The sequence below is a fragment of the Sorangium sp. So ce426 genome (genome assembly GCF_051475585.1).
Classification (GTDB): Bacteria; Myxococcota_A; Polyangia; order Polyangiales; family Polyangiaceae; genus Sorangium; species Sorangium cellulosum_B.
Window position 1 is genome coordinate 1120491 of sequence record NZ_CP150341.1, and the last position, 15074, is coordinate 1135564.

Annotated in this window: 11 protein-coding genes and 1 pseudogene; 8 read left to right on the forward strand and 4 right to left on the reverse strand. The window is 70.3% G+C overall.

Annotation, left to right across the window (positions count from 1 at the left end):
• The first annotated feature begins 53 nt into the window (after nt 1-53).
• Nucleotides 54-3947, forward strand: a complete 3894-nt coding sequence (locus WMF44_RS04160; protein ID WP_437297824.1) for a serine/threonine-protein kinase — start codon at nt 54-56, stop codon at nt 3945-3947.
• A 140-nt stretch (nt 3948-4087) separates the two neighbouring features.
• Here WMF44_RS04160 and WMF44_RS04165 read toward each other — a convergent pair whose 3' ends face one another.
• Nucleotides 4088-4783 carry a hypothetical protein gene (locus WMF44_RS04165; RefSeq protein ID WP_437297825.1) on the reverse strand — a complete coding sequence of 232 codons (696 nt, stop codon included), beginning with the start codon at nt 4781-4783 and terminating at the stop codon, nt 4088-4090.
• Between WMF44_RS04165 and WMF44_RS04170 the strand changes: the two genes are divergently transcribed.
• The 3 genes from WMF44_RS04170 to WMF44_RS04180 all read left to right on the forward strand — a co-directional run bounded on the left by WMF44_RS04170 (nt 4764) and on the right by WMF44_RS04180 (nt 7571).
• Complete coding sequence (locus tag WMF44_RS04170) at nt 4764-5117, forward strand: hypothetical protein (protein WP_437297826.1); 354 nt, start codon at nt 4764-4766, stop codon at nt 5115-5117. The two genes, WMF44_RS04165 and WMF44_RS04170, sit on opposite strands and share 20 nt — an antisense overlap.
• 476 nt (nt 5118-5593) lie before the next feature.
• Entirely contained in the window at nt 5594-6916 is a 1323-nt protein-coding gene (locus WMF44_RS04175; RefSeq protein ID WP_437297827.1) for a hypothetical protein, read from the forward strand.
• A 109-nt stretch (nt 6917-7025) separates the two neighbouring features.
• Nucleotides 7026-7571 carry a DUF1003 domain-containing protein gene (locus WMF44_RS04180; RefSeq protein WP_437301527.1) on the forward strand — a complete coding sequence of 182 codons (546 nt, stop codon included), beginning with the start codon at nt 7026-7028 and terminating at the stop codon, nt 7569-7571.
• A 174-nt stretch (nt 7572-7745) separates the two neighbouring features.
• On the opposite strand, the gene WMF44_RS04185 is transcribed toward WMF44_RS04180, so the two are convergent.
• Nucleotides 7746-8927 carry a hypothetical protein gene (locus WMF44_RS04185; RefSeq protein WP_437297828.1) on the reverse strand — a complete coding sequence of 394 codons (1182 nt, stop codon included), beginning with the start codon at nt 8925-8927 and terminating at the stop codon, nt 7746-7748.
• A 735-nt stretch (nt 8928-9662) separates the two neighbouring features.
• On the opposite strand from WMF44_RS04185, the gene WMF44_RS04190 reads away from it, so the two are divergent.
• The 3 genes from WMF44_RS04190 to WMF44_RS04200 all read left to right on the forward strand — a co-directional run bounded on the left by WMF44_RS04190 (nt 9663) and on the right by WMF44_RS04200 (nt 12674).
• Nucleotides 9663-11072, forward strand: coding sequence for an RICIN domain-containing protein (locus tag WMF44_RS04190; RefSeq protein ID WP_437297829.1), 1410 nt, complete (start codon nt 9663-9665; stop codon nt 11070-11072).
• A 557-nt stretch (nt 11073-11629) separates the two neighbouring features.
• Complete coding sequence (locus tag WMF44_RS04195) at nt 11630-11947, forward strand: hypothetical protein (protein ID WP_437297830.1); 318 nt, start codon at nt 11630-11632, stop codon at nt 11945-11947.
• Between the two features lie 313 nt (nt 11948-12260).
• On the forward strand, nt 12261-12674 hold the full coding sequence (locus WMF44_RS04200) for a hypothetical protein (protein WP_437297831.1): 414 nt from the start codon (nt 12261-12263) through the stop codon (nt 12672-12674).
• 102 nt (nt 12675-12776) lie between these two features.
• Here WMF44_RS04200 and WMF44_RS04205 read toward each other — a convergent pair.
• Nucleotides 12777-13069, reverse strand: a pseudogene (locus tag WMF44_RS04205) (glutathione S-transferase N-terminal domain-containing protein); the annotation flags it as partial.
• Nucleotides 13070-13109: 40 nt separating this feature from the next.
• Nucleotides 13110-13889: an NAD(P)H-dependent oxidoreductase gene (locus WMF44_RS04210; RefSeq protein WP_437297832.1), complete on the reverse strand. Its 780-nt coding sequence runs from the start codon at nt 13887-13889 to the stop codon at nt 13110-13112.
• A gap of 145 nt (nt 13890-14034) precedes the next feature.
• Here WMF44_RS04210 and WMF44_RS04215 point away from each other — a divergent pair, with 145 nt between their 5' ends.
• On the forward strand, nt 14035-14940 hold the full coding sequence (locus tag WMF44_RS04215; RefSeq protein WP_437297833.1) for a LysR family transcriptional regulator: 906 nt from the start codon (nt 14035-14037) through the stop codon (nt 14938-14940).
• Nucleotides 14941-15074: the final 134 nt, after the last annotated feature.

A 15074-nucleotide genomic window follows, 5' to 3' on the forward strand; every position in this document is an offset into this window, starting at 1 on the left:
GCTGTTAGGATGGCGCGTCGCGGAGGCAGGGACGGGTCAGATGGACAGCTCAGATGGACAGCGTCGCTGACGGTCCGGCCGCCGAGGGGTTCGGCGGCACGGACCGCTTCGAGATCCGCGCCCGCCTCGGTGCGGGCGGCATGGGGGTCGTTTACCACGCTCACGATCGGCTTCGCTGCGCCGATGTGGCGCTCAAGACGCTGCTCCGGATGGAGGCCGCCGACATCCTCCGTCTCAAGAGCGAGTTCCGCGCCATCGCGGACATCGCCCATCCGAACCTGGTGACGCTTTACGAGCTCATCTCCGCGCAGGGGCGCTGGTTCTTCACGATGGAGCTCGTCTCCGGCGTGAGCTTCACCAGGTACGTCCGCGGGGGCGAGCTCGGCGCCCCGGGCTCGCCGGCGCATGTCCCGGAGCGGACGTCCCCCGCGGCGGCCACGACCTCTCAGGCGAACCTCCACGGCCGCGCGCCCTCGCCCCGCGCCGGCGACGCGGCGCCGGCGGCCTCCGGCGGCGAGCCCGCGTCACAGCCCAAGGTCGACGTCGCGCGCCTCTGCCAGGCGCTCGAGCAGCTGGTGCACGCCGTCGAGGCGCTGCACGGCGCGGGCAAGCTGCACCTGGATCTCAAGCCCTCGAACGTGCTCGTGGACCAGAGCGGGCGGGTGGTCGTGCTCGACTTCGGCATCGCCCGCGACACCGGGGCTCGCAGGACGGCGCTCGCGACCGCCGAGACGGACGCCCCGGTCGCCGGGACGCCCATCTACATGGCGCCGGAGCACATGCGTGGAGAGCCGTCCGCCGCCGCGGACTGGTACGCGGTCGGCGTGATCCTTTACGAATCGCTCACCGGCCGCGCGCCTTTCAGCGGCAGCCTCTTCGACATCGTCGAGGCGAAGGCGTTCGGCGAGCCGCCGCCGCCTCACCTCATCGCGCCGGACGCGCCTCGGCCGCTGAGCGATCTGTGCCTGCGGCTCCTCCAGCGCGACCCGCGCGCGCGGGCCACGGGCGCGGACGCGCTGCGCGTCCTGCGCGAGGCGGCGGTCGCCGCTCCCCGGCCCGCCGCTCCGCCGCCTGGCGCCGAGGCGCCGACGCCGCTCCCCCGCGCGCCGTTCATGGGGCGCGGCGAGCAGCTGCGAGCGCTCCAGGGAGCGTTCGACGAGGCGCGCGCTGGCCGCCCGGTGGCGGTCTACGTCCATGGCCGCTCCGGCATGGGCAAGTCGGCGCTGGTCCAGCATTTCCTCGACGACTTGCGCGGCCGCCGCGCCGCGGTGGTCCTGGCAGGCCGGTGTCATGAGCGCGAGTCCGTTCCGTTCAAGGCCTTTGACAGCGTGCTGGACGCCCTCAGCCGGCATCTCAAGCGGCTGCCGCGGTCCGAGGCCGCGGGCCTCCTGCCGCGCGGGATCCACGAGCTCGTGCGCGTGTTCCCCGCCCTGCGCGTCGTCGCGGCCATCGAGGACGTCCCGCGGCGCGCCTTCGAGATCCACGACGCCCAGGAGCTCCGGTTCCGCGCGTTTCGAGCGCTCAAGGAGCTCCTTTCGGCGCTCGCCGACAAGGGGCCGCTCGTCGTGTCCATCGACGATCTGCAGTGGGGCGACCGCGACAGCGCGCTGCTCCTCGCCGACCTCCTCGGCCCGCCCGATCCGCCCTCGATGCTCATGCTCGGCGTGTATCGGTCCGAGGACGAGGCATCGAGTCCCTTCCTGCGGGAGCTCTCCGGCGCTCCGGCGCCCAGGTGGACGGGGGCCACCGAGCACCGGAGGCTCTGCCTCGGCCCGCTCGTCCCTGAAGAAGCGGAGTCGCTGGCTCGCTCGCTCCTGGGCGGCCACGGGCCCTCGCACAAGGCGTCGGAGATCGCCCGTGAGTCCGAGGGCAACCCCTTCTTCCTGGCGGAGCTCGCGCTCCACCTGGGCCGCGCAGCGCCGGTTCACCCGGGTCACGAGGACGCCTGTTCCCCGGCGCCGCCGGTGTCGCTGGAGGCGCTGCTCCTGGCGAGGTTCGCGGATCTGCCGTCGGACGCCCGGCGGCTGCTCGAGGTGATCGCCGTCGCGGGGCTCCCCATCGAGCAGCGCGTCGCGCTCAGGGCCGCCGGATTGCAGGGGGACGCCGCGTCGGCGCTGCACGCTCTGCGGACATGGCACCTGGTCCGCACCGGCGGGCTCGAGGAGGCCGATCCCGTCGAGGCGTACCACGATCGGGTGCGCGAGGCGGCGTCCGGCCAGATCGAGCCGTCGCGGCTCAAGGACCATCACCGCCGCCTCGGCGAGGAGCTCGTGGCCCTGGGGCGCGCTGATCCCGAGCAGATCGCGCGTCACTTCCACGGCGCGGGCGACCTCGACAGGGCGGGCGCGTACGCTGCGGAGGCGGCGGACAGGGCCGCCGCGGCGCTCGCCTTCGAGAACGCGGCGCGGCTCTACCAGCTCTCGCTCGACTGCGCGCCCGCGGGCAGCGACCGCCGGCACGGGCTCCTCGTGCAGCTCGGCCATGCGCTCGCGAACGCGGGCCGCGGCGCCGACGCCGCCCGCGCCTACCTCGGCGCGGCGGACGCCACGGGAGGCGCCGCGGCGCCCTCTGTCGTCCTCGACTGCAAGCGCCTCGCGGCCGAGCAGCTCCTGACGAGCGGTCACACGGAGGAGGGCGTCGCGGTGCTCCGGGAGGTGCTCTCCGAGACGGGCCTGCGTTACCCCGAGACGAAGCGCCGCGCCCTCGCCGCGGCGCTCGTCCACCGGACGCGGCTCGCCCTGCGCGGCTTCGGGTTCAAGGAGCGCGACGCGAGCCAGATCGATCCTGGCGAGCTTCGCCGCGTCGACGTCTGCTTCTCTGCGTTTCTCGGGCTCTGCGCGGTCGATCCGGTGCGCGCGGTGGGCTTTCACGCGCAGCACCTCCTCCTCGCGCTGGCCGCGAGGGAGCCGGGGCGCGTCGCGCTCGGGCTCGCGTTCATGGCGCTGTTCGCGTCGATCATCGGCAAGCCGGCGGGCAGCTCCGTGGAGCGCGCCCTCGCCGCGGTGACGCCGCTCCTCCAGCGCTCCGGCGACGCGCGCGTCGAGGGCGTCCTCCGGATCCAGCGGGCGATCGCCGCTCACGAGACGTCGTTTCGAGAGACGGTGATGCACGCAGAGGAGGCAGAGCGCATCTTCCGCGAGCGGTGCACCGGGGTGGCCTGGGAGATCGGCACGGCGCAGACCATCTGCATGATCGGGCTCGGCAAGCTCGGCGATCTGAGGCGGCTCGCCCAGCGCCTCTCCACGTGGATCAAGGAAGCGGAGGCGCGCGGCGACAGGTATGCCGTCACGTCGCTGCGCACGGTCACGGGGGGCCACAGCCTCGTCGCGCTCGCCGCGGACGATCCGGCGCGGGCGCGCGCGGATCTCGCGGAGGCCCTCGCGGCGTGGCGGCAGCAGGGGTTCCAGCTGCAGCACTTCTTCGGGCTCTTCGCGGACGTGCTCATCGATCTGTACTGCGAGGACCCGGGCGCCGCGTGGCGCCGGCTGACGGCGGCGTGGCCGATGGTCGAGGACTCCACGTACCTGCGCATGAGCCCGATGCGGATCGGCGCGATCGAGCTGCGCGGGCGGGCGGCGCTCGACGCGGTCGCGAGCGCGGCGGAGCCGGCCCCGCTGCTGCGCATCGCCGAGCGCGTGGCCGGCGCGCTCCTGCGGGAGCGGGTGGGCTGGGCGAGCGCCCAGGCGTGGCTCACGCTGGCCGCCGTCGCCTGGACGCGCGGCGACGCGGCGCTCGCGCGCACGCACCTGGAGGCGGCGATCGCCGGGTTCGACGCGAGCGAGGTCGCGCTGAGCGCCGCGGCGGCGCGCAGGCGGCTAGGGGAGGTGCTTGGCGGCGAGGAGGGCCGCGCGCTCGTCCGGACGGCCGACGACGTGATGGTCCGCCTCGGCGCCAGCCGTCCGGATCGGATGACGGCCCTGTTCGCTCCCGGCTTCGGCGGTCGCTGACGCCGGGAGGAGGGGTGCCCGATCCAGCGCGACGGCCCCGCGGTGAGCTCGATGAGCTCGTCGTTCGGCCGGCAGCTCGGGGCGGCTCATGGCGTTGTCGGCCGGGAGGCGGCGCGCACCGGGTTGCCTGCGTCAGGGCGTCAGGGCGTCAGGGCGAAGCAGTAGATCCCGCCGTAGCCGCCGCCGCCGCCGACGGTGTTCGAGCCCGGCGCCGGGCCTCCCGCGTCCACGAGATTGACCCCCGCCGCGCACCCCGGTGCATTGTGGGTCGTTATCCAGTGGGCAAAGTTCAGGCCCCCGCCGCCGGTTCCCCTTGGCCACGAGTGTCCAACCTGCGGTGTCCCCTCGGACCTGTCTCCCGTCTTGGCCGTCCAGTCCTTGCACGTCGCGTTGGCGCCCTGGAGCTGCCCCTGGGGGTTGGAGCCCGTCAGGGTGTCGTGGTTGTCGACCTCGGGTTGGGCCGGGTCGGGCTGGTGGTTGGGGACGCCGTCCTCGTTCGGCAGATCGTTCTTGATCGCCGCGTCGGCCGCGCTGGGGCGCGTGTTGAGCAGCTCCGCCTTCTCGTTCGCGACCAGCCGGCCGAGCCGGTCGTACCAGGGCCCCTCGCCGATCCGGTCGATCGCGTTGACCTGCTTCCCGTCCTCGCCTGCCGTGGCGCTCAGGAACGCGCGCCACGTCTTGCTTCCCGCGCCCGGGAGGCTCTTCTCGGCGATCGTCGCGCAGATCTTGTCCGCGCCGCGGAGACCGGCGCCCGGCCCTGTCTCCCCGAAGCGGAGGTCGCCCCCGAAGCCGTCCTGGGAGCCCGACAGCTCCCGCATGGCGGCGAGGCTGGTCACGAAGAAGCTGAATTTTTCGGTCGTCCCGCCGCTCGAGGTGGATGAGGTGGTGTCGCCGCTCGAGGTGGATGAGGTGGTGTCGCCGCTCGAGGTGGATGAGGTGGTGTCGCCGCCTGAGGTGGATGAGGTGGTGTCGCCGCCTGAGGTGGATGAGGTGGTGCCGCCGCCTGAGGTGGACGAGGTGGTGCCGCCGCCTGAGGTGGACGAGGTGGTGCTGCCGCCGGAGGTGGACGAGGCGCTGGTCGAGCCGTCGCTCGAGGTGTCCGCATCCGTGTCTGAACCGCAGCCGACCACGTGCGAGAAGAGCGCGAGGGTCAGAGGCAGCATCAAGTGACGATAAGTGCGTGTCATGGTCTCCGTTTCCTTTCTCGTGTTAAGCAGGAGCGTTGCTGCCAGCCGCACCCCCGAGGTCGAGCAGGCGAGAGACGGGGGGCCCACAACCCAGCCGAGGGTGCCCGGTGCCCCATCCGCCTGGCGAGGGGAATTTCTCAATTCGGCAAACTTTTTGCAACACCCAGATGGATATGTGGCGACGTCGCGGGATCGAGGGTCAATCTTTTTTCGCGGGCTCCTGGATGGGATGTTCCGCCCAGAAGGTCGCGCTCTGTTGCGCGTGGGCCTTCTCCGCCGCGAGCTCGCTCGTCGCCGGTCGCACGGCGACATGGGGCTCCGAACGGACCGCGCGCGGCGCGTGCTCGCGCCCTCCAGAGCCGCTTTCCGACATCCACCGCGGTCGTGCCGGTTCGCGCCCTCTGGTAAATTTGGAGCCAAGTTCGATCCTTGGTCCCCCTTTTGGCTTACGGAGGCTCCATGTCCTCTTGTTCCCGCGCGCTCCCGCCCACGCTCGCCGCCCTCGGTGTCGCCGCCCTCGTCTCGCTGCCCGGCCAGGCGCGCGCCGAGGACGATGCTTTTGCCATGTCGGTCGGGCTCTCCGTGTCGGTCTCCTTCGGCCAGAGGCTCGCCTTCGGTCTCGGCGCCGACCTCCGGGCGACGTTCCTCATGGAGGGCAGCTTCGCCGGAGCGTTCGACTCGGGTCACATGGGATTCGGTCCGTTCGCGCAGGCGACATGGCTCGATTTCTCTGCCGGCCGCTTCGCGGTCGGCAGCCACGGCGGCGGCGATACCTCGGGCAACTCCGAGCAGGTCGTCGCCTGCAGCGTCGACGGTGAGCTCGGCTGGACGTACCGCACCCGCATCAGCGACGAGTTCCCGGCGCAGCACGGCCTCCACGTCGGCGCGATGGCCAGCCTGTTCGATCCGGTGGTCGTCGATTTTTCGGCGCGCGCTGTCATTCCGGTGTCGGGCGAGCTGTTCGTCCCCGAAGGGATGTTGGGCATGGGTCTCCGCGCCAATCGGCCTTTCGGAGAGCGGTCCCATGTCATCGACGGCCGGCCGCGGCGCACGGCCGATGGAGTCGTGCTCCCGCCGGTGCTCGGGCTGGGCCCCGCCGCGCCGCGCCGGGCGCGGCTCGATCGCGCGACCCGGGCGGCACTCGCGGGAGCGTGGCTGGACAGCGCGCGGGCCGAGTGCGGCTCGATCCCGGCGTTCCTCGCCCTCGCGCGGGACCTCGCGGCGGTGGGCGCGCCCGCGTCGCTCGTGGCGTGGGCGCTCGCCGCGCTCGGCGATGAGGTGCGCCACACGGCGCGGTGCAGCGAGATCGCGAGCGAGCTCGCGGGGTGGCGCCTCAGGCCCGCGCTTCTCCCGCCTCCGGCGGCGCGCGACGCGGACCGGAAGGCGGCGCTCGTGCGGATGGCGCTCGAGGCGTGGCACGACGGCTGTCTCGGCGAGGGCACGGCGGCGGCCCGGGCGCGCCGGTCGCTCGCGGGGGCGAGGGACGAGGGCGTGCGCCTGGCGCTCGGCGAGATCGCGCGCGACGAGGCGCTGCACGCCGAGCTCGGGTGGCGCGTGCTCGCCTACTGCCTGGCCGAGGGTGGGCGCGAGGTGCGCGAGGCGGTCGGCGACGCGATGACCGGACCGGCGCCGGCGCCGCCGGCGGACGACGCCGAGATCGAGGGCGAGCGGAAGGAGGTGCAGGCCTTCGGCCGGCTCCCGCGCGCCGAGGCCGACGCCGCCTGGGACGAGACGTGGGCGGCGGCGCGGCACGACGGGGAACGGATGCTCGTCGCCGCGTGAGCGATCGACACCACGGCGACTACGGTCGAGGTCCCTGCGGGTACGGTCCACGCCGGGGAAGGGCGCAGGTCGCCCCGCGGGGGCGAAACTTGCATCCCGCATGGCCCCGATGGAGCGGAATCGACGTCACGAGAACGCAAGCGAGCTGAACAGCCTGGTCCGGCGCAACATAGAGACCCTGATCGCCGTACGGGAGAAGATGGAACGTGGGAAGACCCACCAAGAGATGGTGGCGGACGCGATCACCCGCTTCGCGGGGAGCATGCCTTTCGTCTATATCCATGCTCTCCTGTTCGGGGGCTGGATCCTGGTGAACCTGGGCGTCGTCCCCTGGATCCAGCCCTTCGACCCATTCCCTTTCGTGATGCTGGCGATGATCGCATCGGTCGAGGCGATCTTCCTGTCGACCTTCGTGCTCATCAGCCAGAACCGGATGCAGGCGCTCGCGGACAAACGGGCTGATCTGGATCTCCAGATCAACCTCCTCGCCGAGCACGAGGTCACGCGGTTGATCGGCCTCGTGGACGACATCGCTCGTCATCTCGGTGTCACCAGCGGAGAGGGCGCAACCCTGGACGAATTGAAGAGGGATGTCCGGCCCGAAGAGGTCATCGAGGAGATCGAGCGGGCGGCGCGCGACAGGCCCAGCACGTGAGGCCGCGTGAGCGCGCGAGGCCTGGATGAGCCCAGCCCGCAGCGCGGCGAGCCGAGCATGTCGAAGTGCAGCGTCACCTCGATCGAATCGTTCTCGGGCAGCGCCGGGGGAGGGAAGTCCAAATGCCTCGTGGACGTCAAGCCCCGACGGCGGCGCCTGCGGGCTCGGCGCAGCTCAGCGCTTGCCCTTGGCGCCGCCTGCCTTGGCCGCGCCGCCGCTGCTCCCATGCGCGTTCGCCTTGCCGCCGCCGCCATGGCCCTTGTCGTGGATCATGACCTTGGTGTTGCCGCCGCCACGGTCCTTGTCGTGGATCATGACCTTGGTGCCGCCGCCGCCATGCTCCTTGTCGTGGATCATGACCTTGGTGTTACCGCCGCCATGGTCCTTGTCATGGATCATGACTTTTACCTTGTCACCGCCGCCATGGTCCTTGTCGTGGACCATGATCTTGACCTTGTCGCCGCCGTGATCATGGTCGTGAACCCTCACATCCACGTCAGCGCGCGCGCCCGCGCGCACGTCGATGTCAGGCCCATCGACGAAGGTCTTCACGAGGATGTTGACCCGCGGCGCCCGTGCGGCCGTCGCGATCACGCGCACGCCGGGCCGGTAGCCCCAGAGCGCCACGCGCGTCGTGCCGCGGAATCCGAGCGCGACCGTCAGTCGGAGCGGGTTCACCACCGCCGCGAGCTTGCCCACGAAGTAGAATCCGGCAGAAGCCGGCGCGAGGACGAGCACCTCGGGTCGCTCGGCCACGAGACCCAGCTTGAGCGTTCGCCCCTCGACGGCGACCGGCTTGAGGTGAGCATCGAGCACATAGACGCGCACCTCTCCCGTGGCCTCGTTGGCGACCATCTCGAGCCGGTCGTCGCCGACCACCTGGACGGAGCCGCCGTGGGGGCCCACCGTGACCTCGGACACCTTGCTCTCCGCGCTCACCCTGGCGCTCGCCACGAGCTCCGCCGTGCCGCCCGCGGGCACGTGCAGCACGCCGCTCCACGGCTTGCCCGAGATCGTGAGCGTGTAGCTGATCTCCGTCAGGTCCGCCTCGAGCTTCGGCCCCGCCGCGACGAGGAGCCCCGTCCTCGCGTCGATCGCGAGCGGGATCGTCCGCGCCTCTCCGGACGGCAGCTTCCAGACGAGCGTGCCGCCGACGTCCTCCTTGATGCGCACACCGGAGCTTGCGGTGATCGCGGCCTTCACCTGGCCGTCGCCGTCGATGCGCCAGGCGACATTCCCCTCGTCGTGCTCCTCGACCAGCGCCGCGGCGCCGAGCTCCTCGCTCAGCGCCATCTCCGCGTTGGCCGTCGCCGTGGCCTCGCCGCAGGCGGGCAGGAGCGCGAGCGTGAGAGACACCAGCGCAATTCGAGTCCTACGGATCATCGGTTCCTCCGTTGCCATCCTGTGCCTCGCCGGCCAGCGCCGGCTCGGTCGTGGCATCCTCTCGACTTCCTGCAGCAGTGCGCCCGACGGAGCGCCGCGGCTCACGAATCTCGTTGTGGTCACGTGTGGGGCACACCTCCACTCCTTCGCATCAGGGATGTTCTTACCGCTGGAGCTCCTGGCGAGCCGGGCGGCGCGCCTGGCGAGGAACCGCGAGCGCGCTGGCTGTGAAATTGTGAATGTTCACAGCAGCGCGCACCTCGCCAGCCGAGCGGCAGGCTTGTCGATCGAAGTTGACACCGGATATGTGAACGCTCACACTGTCGGCCGGTCGTCATGCTTTTGCTTCGCTCCGGATGGGCCGTCATGCGCATCCAGGAGACGGTCATGAAGTAGCGAGCGGTCATGTCGCTCGCGGCTGGGATCGCGGTCCTGGCCAGTCGGGACCGTTGCTGCAGCAACGATCCCAGCGGCGGTGGGACCCCGGCGCAGCCGGCAGCGACGGGAACCCCGGAAGCGACCGGACGTATCCCGCCCAGCAGCAGGCTTTCCGGGGGGCTGTACCATGAACATTCTGATTGTGCTGTACGGCAACGCCATCTGCTCGATGCCTTGAGCGCGCGGCGAGCGACCCCGACCTGCGCAAGGGCAGCGCTGAGCAGTGGGATGATTCCAGTTTTACTTACTTAAGTTGACGAGGAGGACAAGATGAGATTCGGAATTCAGCAGAGCTTGCTTGCTGTGGCGACGGGCATCGTCGCCGTGTCGTGCGTCATCGGCCCCGAGGAGGCGTACGACGCCGAGATCGAGGAGGCAGGCTCGCTCGAGGGCGCCATCACGATCGACACGAGCGCGGTCTACACGATCGTCGGCGTCCAGAGTGGAAAATGCGTGCAGGTGGCTGGAGGCAGCACCGCTGATGCAGCGGCCATGCAGATCGCCAGCTGCAACGGCTCGACGCGGCAACAGTTCCGCATGGAATCGGCGGGCGGCGGCTACTATCGCATCCGCAACGTCAACAGCAACCGTTGCATGGACGTCGCGGGCGCCTCCACCGGCGACGGCGCCACCATCCAGCAATACTCCTGCTGGAGCGGGTCAAACCAGCAGTGGTCGTTCACGGACGTCGCCAGCGGCGTCGTGCGCCTCACCGCGCGCCACAGCGGCAAGTCCCTGGACGTCTACGGCCGCGGCACCGCGGACGGCACCGCCGTGATTCAATGGGCGTCGAACGGCGGCGCCAATCAGCAATTCCGCCTCACGCCCGTGGGCTCGGGAACCGGCAGCACCGGCAGCACCGGCAGCACCGGCGGCACCGGCGGCACCGGCGGCTCCGGCGGCTCCGGCGGCTCCGGCGGCTCCGGTGGTGGTGGTGGCGGCGGCTCCGCCGGCACGCGCAGCGCCGGCTGCGGCATTCCCACCTCCCTCACCAGCGGTAACCGCACCATCAACGTCAACGGCACCACGCGCCAGTACGTGCTCGACATTCCGGCGAACTACGACCCGAACAGGGCGTATCGGCTGGTGTTCGGCTGGCACTGGCGCGGCGGGTCGGCCAACGACGTCGTGAACAACGGGTACTATGGGCTCAAGGCGCTGGCGAACGGCAGCGCCATCTTCGTCTCGCCGAACGGCATCGACAACGGCTGGGCCAACTCGGGCGGGCGCGACATCGCCTTCGCCCGCGCCATGGTCGACTCCCTCAAAGCCAACCTCTGCGTCGACACGAGCCGCGTCTTCTCGACCGGGTGGAGCTACGGGGGGATGATGTCGAACGCGCTCGGCTGTGATATGCCCGACGTCTTCCGAGCCATCGCGCCGATGTCCGGCGCCCTCTACAGCGGCTGCAACCAGTCCAACACCCTGCCCGTCGCCGTCTGGATGTCGCACGGCCTGTCCGACAGCGTCGTCCCCGTATCGGCCGGAAGGGCGGCGCTCGACGTCTTCGTGCGCAAGAACGGCTGCAGCACCCAGACGAGCCCCGTGGGCTCCAACTCGTGCGTCGCCTATCAAGGGTGCCGGGACGGGTACCCGGTGCACCGCTGCGAGTTTCCCGGTGACCACCAGACGCCGAGCTTCGCGAGCTCGTCCATCTGGAGCTTCTTCACGCAGTTCTGACCTCCCGCCCCGCCGACGCGGCGGCTGAACGACCGCACGGAGACGTGGATCTCCGATCGGACCGCGAGCTTGACCCGACGGACCGCGACGGTTCGCCGCCGCCGCGGGCGCGGCAGGCGCGCCCGCGGACGTCGCGGGCGCTCGGCCGAGCCGCCCGCCACGCGGCTCACCTGGGAACGGCAAGACCTGCGCACCTGGCGCGCGGGGCGTACGCAAGTCTTGCTGACGTAGGCAATCGTTGCTCGAGCGGTTCAGCGGTTCAGCGGGGCCCCGCGACGGGTGCGCGGGCGCCTTCGCTGCGTCGGCGACGGGGTTGTTGCCCGGCTCGGGCAGTCGACTGCGACACGAATTGCCGACAGCCTCGCGGAGCTCGATCCCTGGCGCCGACCACGTCTTCCGTGAAGCTGGCACGGAGGCTGCGATGGTCAATGGTGCGGTCGACGCCAGCGAGAGGATGAGGCACCCGCTGGCGACAGGCGGCTCTCGGTCCAGGAGACGCGGATCTACCGCGCAGGATCGTCGGAGCCGCCCTCGGCTTGCCTCCTGGAGAGGGTTCCATGAAGAGCATTGCAATCACGATCCTGTTGGCCAGCATCGTCGTTGGAGGCTGCGCTGTCGCGGCCGACCCCGATCCCGAGGCAAGCGGGGAGGTCAACGAAACGGCCAGCGAGTCCGAGGCAGAGGACATCGCGGAGGCCTCGGAGGCCTTGGACTCGAACTGCTCCGCGCGGAGCTGCGAGAGTTGCGGTGGAGGGAAGTCCCGCGCAAAGACCGTGACTTGGACGAAGATGTACTTCCCTGGGACGGGGATGTACATGTGCGCGGGCCCCAGCACGGTCACCTACGGCTCGTGCCAGTTGGCGTGCGAGCTTTAGGCCCAAGTTCGATGATCCAAGCGCGGCGCCCGAAGGGCTATGGCCTGACGCCGGCAGGATCCTTCGGGGCCACCCTCTTCGTCACCATGAGGTCCGCTTCTCAAGGAGGTGTGTGATGTTGTCAGATGGTACTCGTATGGCTGCCCTCGCAGCCCTTATGCTGATCGCGCCGGGTTGCATGAGTCAAGCCACTTTCGAGGACGGCCTGGCCGAGCTGACGACGCCGTAGAGAGGGCTCTCGGAGGCTGCTGAGGGCTCCGATGGGGCGGAGCTCACGTGGCTCCCACTGGCTTTCACGGAGTGTAACGGCAGCGTGAACGACTCCGAGTCCACCTTCGTCGATGACACGAGCTCTGACGTCGTGTACTCGTCCCCATGGAAGGCCGAGACGCCCGGGCTCGGGCTCCATGTGGCGACACAGCATATCACCAACATCGGCGGGAACAAGGTGTCCCATACCTTCAACACCACGGGCGGATGGTCATCGACGATAACCTACGGCTACCACAAGATGAGGAACGCCGGCAAGGCGGCGATGTACTGGGATGGACAGTGTCTGGGCACCATCAGCTTGTATGACCCAGGCAATGTGTATCATTGTGAGCTCACGCTGCATGACATGCCCTCCGGTGTGCATACTGTCATGGTGAAAGTCCTGAACCAGAAGGAGCCGGTCAGCGGCGGGACCTACGTTAACGTCGATTATTTCAGGCAGTATGACTTCTGAGACGGCGCGCGGCGGCTCTCGATGATGGGCTTGGTACTTCAGCCGCACGTCGGTGAACGCTGAACGAGCTGGGCCTCATTGGTGTGCGGACGGGCCGAGCGTCATCATGTGGATGACGCCTTTCTCTCGAGGTGTCCTCCCCGTGAACAAGGGGGTTCCATCGAGGTTGTCCAGGTGCTCCGTGATCGCGGTTGACTCGGAGATGATCAAGCCGTCGTCCAGCGCGAGAAGCGGGGTCTTCCGGTCGGGTTCTTGGCGAGGAGTTGCGGCTGCTTCTGTGCAGCGGAGATTAGGTCCACACGTTCGAATTTCACCGTTTCGTTCAAGCCCTTGGCTGCGAGGACGATACGAATGCGGGCCGCGTTCGGCGTCGCTTCCATGTCATAGATTTTCATCGAGCAGCTCCCTCTTCGCTCCACAGCCTGCGGGCGAGAGCTATGACCGGTGCAGCCTCAAGCCCTGCTGCCCAGCGCTGCCGAGCCCCTCCCTCAGCTTCATTGACGGGATCTCGTAATCGCCGTAGTTCTGCGGTCGGTAGGCGATCGGCCTGTCGACGAACAGCCGCTCGAGGCGCCGATCGAGATCGTTCGCGATCGCCCGGAATCGCTCCTCGTCCATCCGCTCGGCGCGGTAGACGACGAAGGGATCCAGCACCGAGAAGCCGGGATAGAAGAGGATGCCGTGCTGGATCGGAAACAGCAGGTCGTCCATCGGCCCGTTGATGCCGCGCTCCGAGTAGTGGTCGGCCCAGCCGCCGGCGGTGAGCGCGAGCATGGCGCGCTTGCCGGCGAACACGCCCTCTCCGTAACGATCGCCCCAGCGCCGGTCCGAGTGCTCGCCGACGCCGTAGGCGAAGCCGTGCGCGAAGACGCGCTCGACCCAGCCCTTCAGGATCGCCGGCATGGAAAACCACCAGAGCGGGAACTGGAGGATGACGGCGTCGGCCCAGAGGAGGCGCCGCTGCTCCTCGGCCACGTCCGGCGTCTGCGTGCCATGCTCGAACGCGCGGTGGGAGGCCTCGATGACGCGCAGGGGGGCGCCCGCCGGCTCGGCCGGGAAGTCGACGCCGTCGAGCGCTGCCTTCCAGCCCTGCGCGTAAAGGTCGGAGACGAGCACCTCGTGCCCGGCGGCGGTGAGCGTCGCGACCATCCGGTCGCGGAGCGCGCCGTTCAACGAGCGCGGCTCGGGATGCGCGTAGACGATGAGGACCTTCATGGCATGTCCTTTCCGAGGAGCGTGTTCGTCTCCTCCTGCAGTGAATCAGCGGATAGGCCCGGGTGCGGCCGGGTGGATGCCCAGGAAACTAGGTCTCTCCCCGGCATCGTTGAAGTCACGGTTCTTCTGTGCTGCTATCGACCCGGTGGATAGCAGCCGCCTCGATCTGAACCTGCTCGTCGCGCTCGACGCGCTGCTCGCCGAGCGCAACGTGACGAGGGCTGCAAAGCGCCTGAACCTCAGCCAGCCGGCGCTGTCTGCGCAGCTCCAGCGGCTGCGCGAGCTCCTCGGCGACCCGCTGCTGGTCCCCGCGCAGCGCGGCATGACGCCCACGAGGCGCGCGCTGGAGCTGCAGGCGCCGCTGCACGAGGCGCTGGAGGGCGTGCGCGCCGTGGTCGCCGCCGGCGCGGGCTTCGATCCCGCGACGTCCGAGCTGACGGTCGCGATCGCCGCGTCCGACTACGTGCAATATGCGCTGTTGATGCCGCTCGCCTTCCAGCTCCGGCGCGAGGCGCCGGGCGTGCGGCTGGCGTGGCGAGCCCTCGACGTCGCCCAGCTCGCGGGCCAGGTGGAGCGCGGAGAGGTGGACCTCGCCGTGCTGACGCCCGAGCTCGCGCCCGAGCACCTCCGGAGCAGGAAGGTGCTCGACGAGCGCTTCGTCGTCATCGTCCGGCGCAATCACCCGCTGGTGTCGCGCACCATCAGCCTCGACCAGCTCTGCGCGCTCGACCACGTGGTGGTGAGCCCGCGCGGCGGCGGCTTCACCGGCGCGACCGACGCCGCGCTCGCGGCGCTCGGGCGCGAGCGGCGGGTGGTCATGTCCGTGCCCTCGTTCCTCATGGTGCCAGAGCTCGTGGCGCGCTCGGACATGGCGGCGCTCGTCCCCGAGCGCCTGGCGCGCGACCGCGCCGACCGGCTGGAGCTCCTTCCGCCCCCCGTCCCCGTGCCGGGCTTCGCCATCGTCATGGCGTGGCACCACAGGACAGCCATGCACCCGGCGCTCACCTGGCTCCGGGACCGGGTGCGAGCGCTCGCGGGGGATGTTCGATGATGGCGCCGCTCGCCGCGGCGAGGCCGGCGAGGCGGGTCGCGGGCTGTCCCCCGTTCTCGCGACCGGACCACTCCCGGGCGAGCGTATCATCCCTCCGGGCCCCCCACCTGACCGGCATGGATTCCCGATTCTAT

Coding starts and splice junctions, on each gene's coding strand:
- WMF44_RS04160 (WP_437297824.1), top strand. CDS start 54: ATGGACAGCGTCGCTGACGGTCCGGCCGCCGAGGGGTTCGGCGGCACG.
- WMF44_RS04170 (WP_437297826.1), top strand. CDS start 4,764: ATGGCGGCGAGGCTGGTCACGAAGAAGCTGAATTTTTCGGTCGTCCCG.
- WMF44_RS04175 (WP_437297827.1), top strand. CDS start 5,594: ATGTCCTCTTGTTCCCGCGCGCTCCCGCCCACGCTCGCCGCCCTCGGT.
- WMF44_RS04180 (WP_437301527.1), top strand. CDS start 7,026: ATGGAGCGGAATCGACGTCACGAGAACGCAAGCGAGCTGAACAGCCTG.
- WMF44_RS04190 (WP_437297829.1), top strand. CDS start 9,663: ATGAGATTCGGAATTCAGCAGAGCTTGCTTGCTGTGGCGACGGGCATC.
- WMF44_RS04195 (WP_437297830.1), top strand. CDS start 11,630: ATGAAGAGCATTGCAATCACGATCCTGTTGGCCAGCATCGTCGTTGGA.
- WMF44_RS04210 (WP_437297832.1), bottom strand. CDS start 13,889: ATGAAGGTCCTCATCGTCTACGCGCATCCCGAGCCGCGCTCGTTGAAC.